This is a genomic window from Ruicaihuangia caeni (genome assembly GCF_029952955.1).
In the GTDB taxonomy this organism is placed as follows: Bacteria; Actinomycetota; Actinomycetes; order Actinomycetales; family Microbacteriaceae; genus Ruicaihuangia; species Ruicaihuangia caeni.
In genome coordinates, this window is record NZ_JASATX010000001.1 from 498,684 (window position 1) to 511,047 (window position 12,364).

9 protein-coding genes and 2 tRNA genes are annotated in these 12,364 nt (G+C 67.0%); 3 read left to right on the plus strand and 8 right to left on the minus strand.

All coding sequences use genetic code 11. The features are described 5' to 3' along the window. Positions 1-7: 7 nt before the first annotated feature. The 7 genes from QF206_RS02265 to QF206_RS02295 form a co-directional block, all read right to left on the minus strand. Complete coding sequence (locus tag QF206_RS02265) at positions 8-3,979, minus strand: SCO7613 C-terminal domain-containing membrane protein (protein ID WP_281487574.1); 3,972 nt, start codon at positions 3,977-3,979, stop codon at positions 8-10. A gap of 101 nt (positions 3,980-4,080) precedes the next feature. Next, complete coding sequence (locus tag QF206_RS02270) at positions 4,081-4,710, minus strand: dihydrofolate reductase family protein (protein ID WP_281487575.1); 630 nt, start codon at positions 4,708-4,710, stop codon at positions 4,081-4,083. A 185-nt stretch (positions 4,711-4,895) separates the two neighbouring features. After that, positions 4,896-5,945, minus strand: coding sequence for an ABC transporter substrate-binding protein (locus QF206_RS02275; protein WP_281487576.1), 1,050 nt, complete (start codon positions 5,943-5,945; stop codon positions 4,896-4,898). Between the two features lie 51 nt (positions 5,946-5,996). Continuing rightward, on the minus strand, positions 5,997-6,836 hold the full coding sequence (locus tag QF206_RS02280) for an ABC transporter permease (RefSeq protein ID WP_281487577.1): 840 nt from the start codon (positions 6,834-6,836) through the stop codon (positions 5,997-5,999). Then, the gene (locus QF206_RS02285; protein ID WP_281487578.1) at positions 6,833-7,621 is read right to left on the minus strand and encodes an ABC transporter ATP-binding protein; all 789 of its coding nucleotides are present in this window, start codon (positions 7,619-7,621) and stop codon (positions 6,833-6,835) included. The genes QF206_RS02280 and QF206_RS02285 overlap by 4 nt, the downstream gene beginning before the upstream one ends. A gap of 305 nt (positions 7,622-7,926) precedes the next feature. Next, positions 7,927-8,421 (minus strand): bifunctional nuclease family protein, encoded by a 495-nt coding sequence (locus QF206_RS02290; protein WP_281487579.1) that lies wholly within the window; start codon positions 8,419-8,421, stop codon positions 7,927-7,929. 215 nt (positions 8,422-8,636) lie between these two features. Continuing rightward, positions 8,637-8,710: transfer RNA gene (locus QF206_RS02295), tRNA-Gly, on the minus strand. Between the two features lie 236 nt (positions 8,711-8,946). Between QF206_RS02295 and QF206_RS02300 the strand changes: the two genes are divergently transcribed. The 3 genes from QF206_RS02300 (at position 8,947) to QF206_RS02310 (ending at position 11,797) form a co-directional block, all read left to right on the plus strand. After that, positions 8,947-9,024 (plus strand) — tRNA-Pro (locus QF206_RS02300). A 33-nt stretch (positions 9,025-9,057) separates the two neighbouring features. Then, complete coding sequence (gene tig / locus QF206_RS02305; protein ID WP_281487580.1) at positions 9,058-10,422, plus strand: trigger factor; 1,365 nt, start codon at positions 9,058-9,060, stop codon at positions 10,420-10,422. Positions 10,423-10,564: 142 nt separating this feature from the next. Next, positions 10,565-11,797 (plus strand): trans-sulfuration enzyme family protein, encoded by a 1,233-nt coding sequence (locus tag QF206_RS02310; protein WP_281487581.1) that lies wholly within the window; start codon positions 10,565-10,567, stop codon positions 11,795-11,797. Here QF206_RS02310 and QF206_RS02315 read toward each other — a convergent pair. Further along, positions 11,787-12,269, minus strand: coding sequence for a tetratricopeptide repeat protein (locus QF206_RS02315; RefSeq protein ID WP_281487582.1), 483 nt, complete (start codon positions 12,267-12,269; stop codon positions 11,787-11,789). The genes QF206_RS02310 and QF206_RS02315 overlap by 11 nt on opposite strands. Positions 12,270-12,364: the final 95 nt, after the last annotated feature.

Consider the following 12,364-nt stretch of genomic DNA (forward strand, 5'->3'; position numbering starts at 1 on the left):
TCGCCTGTCAGCGAAGGGCCGCGAAGCGCAGGGCCATCGACTTCAGGTTGTTGAGCCGCTGCTCGTAGCGCGCCGCGAGCACGATGAGCAGAACGCCGCCGGCGCCGAGCCACAGCCACCACGGCACTGCTTCGTATACGGTGCGCAATTGCGGCAGGAACGTCGCGATGCCGTGCACGAGCGCGGCCGCGACTCCGATGGCGAACGGCGACTGCAGGCGGCGGGTGACCCCGACGACGATCGCCGCCACGGCGATCACTCCGATGGCCACCAGCCGCCACAATGGGCGATCATCGACCGTCGCGACAAGTGAGGGCACGAGAATCGCGAGCAGCCCTGGCGCGAGCCACGGCCACGAACCCGCTTCCGGATCGCGACGCATTCGCACCGCGCCCGCGAGCAGGAGCGCCGTTCCGAGCGGCACGGTGACGAGCTCGATCGGTTCGACGACGACGAGCGCGATCACTGCCGTGACGGCAGCCAGGCCGATCGCGGGCCAGCCGACCCAGCGTTCGAAGGGGGCGCGGTCGCGAACGACGGAGAGCACGTGCACCGCCCCGAGCGCCGACACGAGGAGGAGTGCGCGAGCGTCCCCGGCCGAGGCATCGAATGCGCTCGCTTCACCGATGGTGGCGGCGACCATCGCCAGCACCAGCAGTCCGGATGCTGCGACCGGCCTCCCGATCGAGAGCCGGTGAACAGCGGCGATCTTGTCGTCCCGGCCGACTCGTTCCCTGTCGGTCGCGAGGTCGAGCGTTTGAGCGAGTGCGAGTGATGCGAGCACCAGCACCGCCACGAGCGCCAGCAGCCACCAGTCTCGCTCGAGGTCGGCCGGATGGGACAGGAGCGCCCGCGCGAGCGCAGTCGAGGTCGCGCCGGCCGCGCCGGCCGCCAGTGCGGCAGCGTGCCACTCGGTCACGACGCCCTGCAGCGCCGAGCCCGCGAGGAGCAGCAGCCCGCTCACACCGAAGAGCACGATGGCCGGCAGCGCCGCGCCGTCGGCGTAGTCGGCTGCGAGCGGGAGGATGCCGACGAGCGCTCCGGCCAACGCGATCAGGGCACCCGCGCGGTGCGCGCCGCGGCGCCGGGCGATGAGCACGCCGGCGGCGATCAATGACCCCGCGAGCGGCAGCAGATATGGCTCCAGTGCGGCCACGTGAGCGTCTCGGAGGCGCCACCACATCCCAGCGAGGGTGAGCGCCATCGCCAGCCATCCGAGATGGCGGCGTTGCGAGGCCGACGCGAAGAGGCCGTCGCGATCGATCGCAAGCAAGAGCACGGTGACGCCGCTGAGAACGAGGACCAGCCACAGGGCGCTCGAGCCTGCAGCTGCAGCAGCCGCGAGCGCCGGCAGCGCGACGATCGCGACACCGGCATCCTTCGACCAGCGGGGAAGAGCTTCTCGCCCAAGCGTGTGCGCGGCGAGCGACCCGGCCGCGGCGACGAGCGCAGCGCTGCTCGGTGCGATCGTCTCGAAGAACACCGCTTCAGGCATGAGCCGGGCGAACTCGCCGGCAGCGAGTGCCAGTGCCGGCGCCAGGGCGATCGATGCCGCGAGCCGCTCGGGACGGAGCTCCGGTTGGGTGCGGTCTCCTCCACGAAGCCACACCAAGATGGCCGCGATCAGCGCGAGTGCGATAACGAGTCCGACGCCGGGCTCGGGCAGTATCAACGTTTCGCGTGCCGCCTGAGGCAAGGAGTGCGAGATCACTGTCGCAAGGGAGGTCGTCACCGCCGCAGAGGATCCCGCCAGCCAGAAGACGACACGCCGATCGGCGGTGCCCGGCATCCACGCCGCCCCGAGGCCGAAGAGCAGGGTGGCCATGATGCTGGCGAAGCGCAGACGATCGACCGCATCCACACCAGGGAGGAGCGCTTCACCGAATGCGAGGTGCGCCGCCGCCATGGCTGCGCTGCCGACCAGGAAGACGACACCGACACCGGTCACGATCGGCGGTGCCCAGTTCGACTGCGTGCGCCAGCGGATGCCGAGCAGCACGAGCAGCACGACGACCGATTGGACCCACCAGGTGTCGCGGCTCGACCAGGATGCGGCATAGGCCAGGGCCGTCGCTGTGATCGCCATCGCCATGAGCGGCATGCGCCACGAGGCCTCGCGCCTCCAGAGGGGAGCGGCGAGCAGCGATGCGAGCGCGATGGTCGACCAGCCCGCGAGCCTCGCCCAGAGCGGTTCGGCGATCGGCACCGCGGTCACAGCGAGCAGGGCGCCCCACCAGAGCACCAGGGGGAACCGGTGCTGGAGCGCCCCCGTGAGCCGCCACAGGACCGCCGCCATCGTGAGCGAGCCGAGCATGAAGAGCAGCGACCACGCCAAGTCTTCGAGGGGACCGCTCATCACGACGTCGGCGGGCTCGCGCCACGGGAAGGCAAGACCGAGCGCCGCGGCACACAACGATTCCAGGACTGCGGTGCCGATCGGCTGGATCGCAGCGAGACCCGCGACCACTGTCGCGGCTATCGATGCCGCGGCGAAGATGCGCCTCGCTGTTCCGTGACGCGTTCCGGCCACCGTATCGAGCGCGAGGGCGATGATGACGGCGAGCAGGGGCGGCACGAGGAGCGGGTAGGGCGCCCAGCCGGTATCCGGCGGCAGCGCGGATGCCGCGACGGCGGCGCCGGCCACCGCGCCGAACGCGAAGGCGAAGGCGCGCACGATCTGCGCTCCTGTCCGCCGCTTCGCCTTCCGTCGTTCCGCGATATCGCTGCCGCTCGCCGATGCCTCAGACGCCTCAGACACCTCAGACGATCCAGACGCCCCAGACGACTCTGACGCGGGGCCGCTCGGAGTCACCGTCGAAGCGTCGCTGAAGCGCAGCGCGACGACGGTGTGCGCAGCCGACACGGCGGCGACAGCGAGCAGCGCGACCAAGGGTGTGTAGTGCGGATCGCCCACAAAGGCAGCATTGATCGCTGAGACCACCACCGCGAGCAGCGTCTGCCCGAGCACGATCGTGCGCTCGATCGCTTTCGGCGTGAGCGTCCACGCGAACCCGGCGACCGCTGCGACGATCGAGCCGGCGAACAGACGGTCCGGGAAATCGGTGAAGTCAACGCCGAGGCCGAGCAGCGCGACACCGGGCAGCAGGAATGCGAATCCGGCGAGGCTCGGCACGCGCAAGCCTGACAGTCGATTCCACACGACTGCGGCGGCCGAGATGATCACGAGCGAGGTGCCCCAGTACTGCAACCCGTCTGAGGCTGCAGTGCCGAAGAGGTCGTTCTCGCGTATCGCCCAGGCATCGAGATAGGCGAGCACCAGCGCGAACGCGGCGATGCCCTCTGCTGTGGCCGAGAGTCCACGTCTCGCGAGCACATGCGACATCGCGAATGCGGCGAGCGTCAGACCGCCTACGATCACACTGCGCCACACGAGCCCGAAGTTGATGAACGCGTAGACGAGGAAGAAGATCGCCGCGATCGAGAGCAGCGTGACGCCGACGACCAGCAGGGCGACCTGCACGCTCGAGCGGCGGGGGCGCTCCGCATCCTGAGCGCTGTGCATGCGAGGGAGGGGCTGCGGCGGCACGGCGAACCCGGCCGGGGGAGTGAACGTCGGCGCCGCGCTCGCTGCGGCTGATGCGGCAACCGGCGGGGCCGTGGGCGCCCCGGCGGCCGAGGCAGGAGCAGCTGGCATCTCGCTCTCCGGCATCGCGACCGAGAACGCCGCCGTCGGAGCGGCGGGCAGCGGCGACGCGGCAGCGGTCATTCGCTGCGAGGTCTCGAAGCGGATGCGGCCGATCACTCCGGCACGGCGGTCCAGCGCCGCCGCCGCATCCTGTGACGCCTCGAGGAGGTCACGGGCGGCGGGGTGCGCAAGGTCGAGCCCGCATGCGCGACACAGCGGTCCCTGCAAGCGATTGAAGCAGGCCGGGCAACTGGCAGTGTCACGCAATTGCTCGGGGCTGCTCGGCATCGTCAACGGCGCGGCAAAGCGCTCGAAGCCGTGCGGATCGGTCACTCGATCCCCCCATTCGCGACGTCACGTCCGCCATCACGTTAGCGGCAGGGCGAGTGGCACGGGGCCCGCGAGGTCGCGCTGGGGAACGCGAAGTGGGAGCGCTACTCCACCGAGCTGCGAGCGTCGACGTCGTCCATATCGCCGGTCTCGACCTCGCCCGATCTCTGGTACTTCAGCGACACCGCTCCCTTGTCGAAGCTGCGGGCCGGTTCCACGAGGCTGAAGGATGCCGGGATCGTGCCGGCTCCGAAGAAACGCTTTCCCTGGCCGAGCGTGATCGGATACAGCCACAGGTTCAGTCGGTCGACCACGTCTTCCGTGAAGAGTGATCGCAGCAGATCACCGCTGCCGAAGAGATGGACTTGGTCGTACTGCTCCCGAAGGTGCGCCGCGGCCATCGCATGCGGAAGCACGGTCGTCCCGGCCCACTCCGGCTCGCCGAGTGTCGTTGAGACCACGTACTTCGGCACCGCGTTGAACTTCGCGGCAACTGGGTGGTCATCACTCATCTTCGGCCAGTACGAGGCGAAGATGTCGTACGTCTTGCGGCCGAGCAGGAGCGCGTCGAGCCGCTGGATCTGCTCCCCGATCGACTCGCCCGAGGCCTCATCGGCGAATGGCGCCTGCCAACCTCCGTATTCGAACCCGTCCTCCCGGTCCTCGTCCACGCCGCCTGGCGCTTGGTACACGCCGTCGAGCGTGAGGAACATGTTCGCGACGATGATGCCCATGGCTGGTCCCTTCGGCCGGGCAGGGGGCGTCTGCCTCCTCCACCGAACTCAGCCTGCACGCGCGCAGCCGGTCCGTCCAGTGCCGAACGGTCCTGTCCGCGAGAGTGCGAAACGAGGGCGCCCCAGGTTCCATGTGCGGAACCTGGGGCGCTGGCTCCCGCTCCAGTAAGCGGGTCGACGTTCGACTACTTGGCCGCGTTCTCCGCGAAGCTGCTGTCGAAGATCGCGTTGATCTCAGGCTTGCTCTCGATCACTCCCTGATCGGCGAGGATGTCGACAGTCTTCTGCCACTTCTCGGCGTTCATAGCACCGAGTCCGAGCTCATCGGTCTCCGCGCTCTCGAAGGTGAAGTCGATGTCGGCCTGGAGCTGCTTCAGGAAGATGTCGGTCTTGCCCTTCAGCTCACTCGACGATGCGGCGGTGATCTCGGCGGCCTTCTCCGGGTTGTCGATGACCCACTGGAATGCCTTCAGGTAGGCGTTGGTGAACCGCTGCACCAGATCGGGGTTCTCATCGATGAGCTTGGCACTGGTGAACATGCCAGACCCGTAGACGTCGTAGCCGTTCTCGGAGCCGTGCAAGATGCTGAGGCTGCCCTCGCCGCCGGCCTTGGCCTCGAGCTCAGGCACCTCCGCGTCGATGTAGCAGATCACCGCATCCACCTGCTTGGTGAGCAGGTAGCTCTCGTAGGGAGGGGTGACCGTCAGCTCGTTGACGTCGGCCTTGGTCAGGCCGTTCGCAGCAAGCAGCGCCTGCCAGAAGATGTACGTCGATCCCGCGGGGTGAACACCGATGTTCTTGCCCTTGAGGTCGTCGACGCTGTTCAGCTCGAGGTTGTCGGCGAGCGAGCACATCGACAGCGGCGAGACCTGGTTCACGGCGGCGAGCGCCGTGACCTCAGCGCCCTGCGTGTTGGCCGTGGCGAGCGTCGGGAGGTCGCCGAAGCCGAAGTCGGCCTGACCGCCCGCGACGATGCGCATCGCGTCGGGCGAGCCGGTGCCCTTGATGATGTCGTCGACCACGATGCCCTCTTCCTCGAAGAAGCCCTGGTCTTTGGCGACGAAGAACATCGCGTGGTTGCCGCGCACCACGTAGTCGAGCTGGACCGTGACGTGGTCCATCTCCTTCGCGGCGTCAGGGTTCTCCGCTGAACCCTGGTCGGATGCCGCACAGCCGCTCAGAACGAGGCCGCTGAGCGCCACGGCGGCGAGGCTGCCGATGAGGCGTCGTGACATAGGTGTCTCCTTTGGTGATGGTGAGGGGTGTTGCTGGATGGGTGCTATTCGCTACTGGACCTGGGTGGTGCGCACGTGGGGGTAGAAGCGTGCGACGAGCAGCTCGAGCCAGAAGATCGCGTAGTAGAGCACGAGCCCGAGCACCGAGATCACGACGAGTGCCGCGAACATCAGCGGGGTGTCGAGCTGGGTCGATGCGAACTGGATCAGGTACCCGAGCCCCGATGACGCCCCCGAGAACTCGGCCACGACAGCGCCGATCACACACAGAGTGATCGCGATGCGAAGTCCGGCCATGAGATAGGGGAGCGACGTCGGGAACTGCACCTTCGCAAGGAACTGGCTGCGCGACGAGCCGACCGACTTGGTCAGCAACTGCAGATCCGGGTCGAAGCTCTTGAGGCCGACGATCATGTTCAGCGTGATCGGGAAGAACGCGATCACGACGATCAGCCAGAGCTTCGGCGTCAGGCCGTAGCCGAACCAGAGGATGAAGATCGGCGCGAGCGCCACCTTGGGCACGACTTGGAAGAGCACGATCAGCGGGTAGAGCGCGCGGTCGAGCCACTTGAAGCGGACGACGAGGAGCGCGAGGCCGACGCCCAGCAGAATGCTCAGCACGAAGCCGTAGACGATCTCCTGGGTGGTGACCCAGCTGGCCTCCATGAGGAGATCCCACGACGCGATGGTCTCCATGACGATCTCGCTCGGCTTCGCGATGATGAAGCTCGAGATGTCGAAGATCACGACGATCGCTTCCCACGCGATCAGGACGGCCGCGAAGAGCGTGACGCTCGGCCAGAGCGCCGACCAGCGTTCGGCGATGCGCTGCCCCGCGCTCGGCCCGTGAGCGGAGCGGCGCACGGCGATGGTGACGGTGTCGGTGCTCATGCGGAGATCCTCGCTTCCTCAACGTTGCGGTCGAGCTCTTCGTGCAGCACCCGTTCGTACTCGAGGAATTGCGCACTCGTAGTCGAACGCGGCCCGGGCAGATCGATGTCGACGCTGAGCGAGATGCGTCCGGGGTTCGCGTTCATCACGTGCACCGTCTGCGACAGGAACACGGCCTCGGGGATGGAGTGAGTGACGAACACGACCGTCTTCTGGGTACGGGTCCAGATGTCGTAGAGCGCCTCGTTCATCTGGTCGCGCGTGATCGCGTCGAGCGCTCCGAAGGGCTCGTCCATGAACAGGATGCTGGGGTCGAGCGCCAGTGCGCGTGCGATCGAGACTCGCTGCGCCATACCGCCCGACAGTTCGTGGGGAAGCTTGTTCTCGGCGCCCCTGAGCCCCACGAGCTCGAGAGCCTGAGCGGCGCGTTCCTTCGCCGTGCGCTTTGTGGCGCGGTCGCCGGTCATCTCGATGAGGAACGCGGCGTTCTCGAGCGCGGTCTTCCACGGAAGGAGCGCTGGCTTCTGCTGCACCAGGCCGATCTGGCCCTCGGCGACCGCGCGGGCGACGGGAGTGCCGCCGATGAGCACGGTGCCGGCGGTCGGATCCTGGAGCCCTGCAAGGATCTTCAGCAGCGTGCTCTTGCCGCAGCCGGAGGGTCCGAGCAGTGAGACGAAACCGCCCGGCGCGATATCGACGTCCACTGCTGAGAGCACATGATGAGTCATACGATTCCGCGTGAAGGTCATATCGATTCCTTCAGCGAAGATGCCACTGGCCGTCACCCAGATCCTCCTTGATTCCGGTCTACGCTCCGACGATTCTATGCGACTGTTCTCGCATTGCAAGACAGAACATGCACCATGTGAGAGAAACAAGCGAAAATCGCTCAGTATCCCGAATCGGGTGAGTTGCCGGTTTCTCGGCTTGGGGGCGCGTCGACGCCTGGGGCGCAGGCCGTCTGGGCTTGGTAGTGCGCGCACGCCGGCCAGTTCTGCCATCGCTGGCGAGAGTTCCTGCTGTCCCTAGCGTGGCGAACTCTGGCCGAGGCGGTATCAAGAGCGGGTCGCGCGCGAAGCCCGCTTGCGGGTCAGCCTTGGAAGTCCTCGGGGTCGACGTCTTCGAGGAACTGCTTGAACTCCGCAAGCTTCTCTTCCTCGCTCTCGACGCGCGCGGCGTCTGCGGGAATGCTCGCCTCTTCGAAGACCTCATCCGCCACCCAGATCAGGGCGCCCGTGCGCAGCGCCAAACCGATGGCATCGGAGGGGCGGGCGTCGAGGATCTGCCGACCGGCTGGGCCCTCGAGGGTCACTTCCGCGTAGAACGTGCCCGCGTCGATCCGCGTCACCTCGACTTGCTCCACCGAGGCGTCGAGCGCGTCGAGCATGCTCTTCATGAGGTCGTGTGAGAGAGGGCGAGGCGCTTCGGCGCCCTGCGCGGCGATGACGATCGACGTCGCCTCCTGCGCTCCGATCCAGATCGGCAAGAACCTCTCCTCGTCGTCGACCGACGTCAGAGGCTGCAAGAGGACGACGGGCTGCGCGTTCACATCCACTGCGACGCCGACTACACGAACTTGAACCATGAGGGCGCCTCCTCGACATCCCGGGTGTCGCTCGTAGGGTAAGCGCCCACCCTGAAACCCGCCAGAACCTTCGGTCCTTCCAGGGATGCCGCGAGCCTGCACTCTGTTCGCCGAGTTCGGTGCGGTCGATCTCCGCTGCACTTGAACGAGCGAGGTCTTGAAAGAGCGAGGTCTTGAACGAGCGAAGGCCGCCATAGGGGCGACCTTCCTCAGTGTGGAGGGGCTGACGGGAATCGAACCCGCGTCATTAGTTTGGAAGACTAAGGCTTTACCATTAAGCTACAGCCCCGAATTTTGTTCGATTTTCGTTCGCAGCGCGTCTCCGCGCAAGTGCGAAGGCAAGCCTACTGCATGGCCGGGCCTCGCTTCGACGGCCCATGACAGCATCCGGCCGAGATCATATTTCGGCTCAAGATGGACTGGCGCGCTCATTCGCGCTCCTCCGCTAGACTTGCCGAGGCCGATTTTCGGGTGGTGCAGTCGCAAGCGTGGCGCAGCGCCGTGGATCGCCAGCAGCACCGGCGCCGGGGCGTAGCTCAGCTTGGCTAGAGCGCCCGCTTTGGGAGCGGGAGGCCGCAGGTTCGAATCCTGTCGCCCCGACCAACCCAGCTTTCGCTAGACACAGGAGAACCCGCATTGGCCAACACCACGGTTGAGAAGCTGAGCCCCACGCGCGCGAAGCTCACCATCACTGTCACGCCCGAAGAGCTCAAGCCGAGCATCGACCACGCGTACAAGCACATCGCCGAGCAGGTGACGATCCCCGGGTTCCGCAAGGGCAAGGTGCCGGCCCCGATCATCGATCAGCGTGTCGGTCGCGGCGAGGTGCTGAACCACGCCGTCAGCGAGGGGCTGGAGCGCTTCTACCGCGACGCCGTCGCCGAGCAGGAACTGCGCACCCTCGGTCGTCCCGAGGCGGACATCACCCAGTGGCCGAACGAGAAGGACTTCTCCGGCGACTTGATCGTGACCGTCGAGGTCGACGTGCGTCCCGAGTTCGAGCTGCCCTCGTATGACTCGATCGAGCTCAAGGTCGACTCCGTCGAGGTGACCGACGCCGATGTCGAGTCGGAGCTCGACGCGCTGCGCGCCCGCTTCGGCACCCTGGTCACCGTCGACCGCCCGGCCAAGAGCGGCGACTTCGTTCAGGTCGACCTCGTCGCAACCATCGAAGGCACCGAGGTCGACACCGCGAACAACGTCAGCTACGAGCTCGGCTCGGGCGAGTTGCTCGAAGGCATCGATGAAGCCCTCGACTCGCTCACCGCCGGAGAGAGCACGACCTTCGAGTCGAAGCTCGTCGGTGGCGACCACGCCGGCAAGACCGCCGAGATCGCCGTGACGCTCAACGCCGTCAAGGAGCGCGAGCTTCCCGAGGCCGACGACGACTTCGCGCAGATCGCGAGCCAGTTCGACACCATCGACGAGCTCAAGGCAGACCTGCGCGAGCAGGCCAAGTCGATGAAGACCTTCGGACAGGGCTCCCAGGCACGCGACCAGCTCGTCGAGAAGCTGCTCGAGCTGGTCGAGATCCCCGTGCCCGAGAAGCTCATCGAAGACGAGGTGCACCGTCACCTCGAGCAGGAGAACCGACTCGAAGACGACGAGCACCGCGCCGAGGTCGCCGAGTCGAGCGAGAAGACGTTCCGCAACCAGATCCTGCTCGACGCCATCGCCGAGAAGGAAGAGGTCAAGGTCGGCCAGGCCGAACTCACCCAGTACCTCATCCAGAGCGCGGCGCAGTACGGCATGGAGCCGAGCGAGTTCGTGCAGGCGCTGTCGCAGAACAACCAGATTCCCGCGCTCGTCGGTGAGCTGGCCCGTTCGAAGGCGCTCTCGGTCGTGCTGAGCAAGGTCAAGGTCGTCGATGACAAGGGCGAGGCCGTCGACCTGTCGGTCTTCACCGCGGCGGCCACCGAGAACCCGGACGACGTCATCGACGCCTCCGAGTTCGAGGGTGACGAGCATGAGGGTCACGACCACGAGGGTCACGAGCACTGATCCGTTCGTAGATCGAACATCGCGAGGCGGTCCGGGGCATTTCCGGGCCGCCTTCGCCGTTCTCGGCCTCGCAGCCGCCGCGAGCCGTCACGATGCGTCATGACCGGATGCCGCGGCATCCGCTCGGCGTAGTGTTCCAGTGATGACTGCCACACCGAGCGCGCCCTCCGGCGCCGAACGCCCCGATAAGCACGCGCCGGCATCCCTTCGCGCGCTCACTCAGGCGGTGCACGCCGGCAACCGCATCGACGAGGGCACTCGTGCCGTTCGAACCCCGCTGGTGATGGCGAATTCGTACGCGCTGCCCGACGATCCGAGCTCGATCAGTTGGTCGTCGCCCGAGCACACCCTCTACACGCGCAACGGCGGGTTCAACCAGAAGGCGCTCGAGGAGAAGCTCGCGCTCCTCGAAGGCGCGGAGGCCGCCGTGTCGCTCGCGAGCGGTGTCGCGGCTCTGCACGCCGTGTTCTTCACCTTCCTGCGCTCGGGCGACCACGTCATCGTCACCGATCAGAGCTACGAGGCCACCTGGCGGTTGTTCACCGAGCTGCTCCCAGAGAAGTACGGCATTCAGGCGACCTTCGTCGACACCAGCGATCTGGATGCCGTGCGGCAGGCCGTCCGGCCGAACACCCGTCTCATCCACACCGAGACGATCGCCAACCCCACGACGCGCGTCGCCGACATCGGCGCGCTCGCCACCATCGCGCACGAGGCCGGAGCACTGCTGTCGGTCGACTCGACGTTCACGCCGCCGCCGCTCGCGAGACCGCTCGCCGGCGGAGCCGACCTCGTGGTGCACTCGCTGACGAAGTACATCAATGGTCACGGCGACGCGATGGGCGGAGCGGTGCTCGGCCGCGGCGAGCTCGTTGCGAGAGTTCGTGCCGATGCCATGGTCGATGTCGGGGGAGTGATCAGTCCGTTCAACGCTTGGCTCATCGTGCGGGGGTCAGTGACGCTGCCGCTTCGGCTGAGACAGCATGTCGCCTCCGCGCAGCGGGTCGCCGAGTTCCTCGACGCCGACCCTCGCGTGGCGTTCGTCGCATACCCGGGGCTGCCGTCGCATCCGCAGTACGAGCTCGCGAAGCGGGTGCTGCCGAACGGCGGGGGAGCGATGCTCGCGTTCGCTGTCGACGGCGACTCCGGCACTCAGAACAGGTTCGTCTCGAACCTGCGGGTGATCACCTCGGCAGTGTCGCTCGGCCACGACGAGACACTCATCGTGCACGTGGGAACCGATGGCCCCCGTGTCAGCGCCTACCCCGAGCCGTTCAAGCGGTATGGGCACTTGCGGCTCTCCGTCGGCCTCGAGGACCCCGAAGATCTCATTGCAGACATCTCGGCGGCGCTCGACGCGACGTTCACAGCGTGAGCGTCGACGCGTAGTACCGCACTGCGCCTGAATACCTGGGCAGATGCGGCGCCAGCGCGGTGAGGGCGAGCTGCGTCGCCTCGACGGCCGCGCCCTGGTCGACGCGGCACAAGGCAAGGAAGGCCCTGGCTGCGTCGGCGAGTTCGTGATCGTGGTGCTCGGCGAGGAATCGCTCGAGCAGTTCAGCGGCGGCATCCGTGCGCCCGAGATTGCGAAGCGTGCTCGCCAATTGCACAACCGCCCTGGCGCAGAATGGCTCCGAGAGCCCCGATTCGAGGGCGCGTCGATAGAGCGGTTCGGCCTCGGCCTCGCGTCCCGCGAAGTCGCGTGCGCCGGCCCCTTCGAACCAGGCACGAGGCTCGCCTGGGTGCAGGGCCGCCAGCGCGTCGACGCTGGTGACGACCTCCTCGTCACTCAAGCCGTCGGCCGACGCCCAGACCTCGGCTATGCGGCGCTCCCATGCGTCATCCATGGAAGAGACTCAATCAGACTCGTCGCTTTGCCTTGGGCGAACACGGCGGAGCACGCGCGTTGGAGTCGATAGATTCGAAGCAAGCGACGATCGAA

Bases quoted from the DNA above. Each gene is read 5' to 3' on its own strand.
- QF206_RS02310 (WP_281487581.1), top strand. From the start codon at position 10,565: ATGACTGCCACACCGAGCGCGCCCTCCGGCGCCGAACGCCCCGATAAG.
- QF206_RS02315 (WP_281487582.1), bottom strand. From the start codon at position 12,269: ATGGATGACGCATGGGAGCGCCGCATAGCCGAGGTCTGGGCGTCGGCC.
- QF206_RS02290 (WP_281487579.1), bottom strand. From the start codon at position 8,421: ATGGTTCAAGTTCGTGTAGTCGGCGTCGCAGTGGATGTGAACGCGCAG.
- QF206_RS02270 (WP_281487575.1), bottom strand. From the start codon at position 4,710: ATGGGCATCATCGTCGCGAACATGTTCCTCACGCTCGACGGCGTGTAC.
- QF206_RS02275 (WP_281487576.1), bottom strand. From the start codon at position 5,945: ATGTCACGACGCCTCATCGGCAGCCTCGCCGCCGTGGCGCTCAGCGGC.
- QF206_RS02280 (WP_281487577.1), bottom strand. From the start codon at position 6,836: ATGAGCACCGACACCGTCACCATCGCCGTGCGCCGCTCCGCTCACGGG.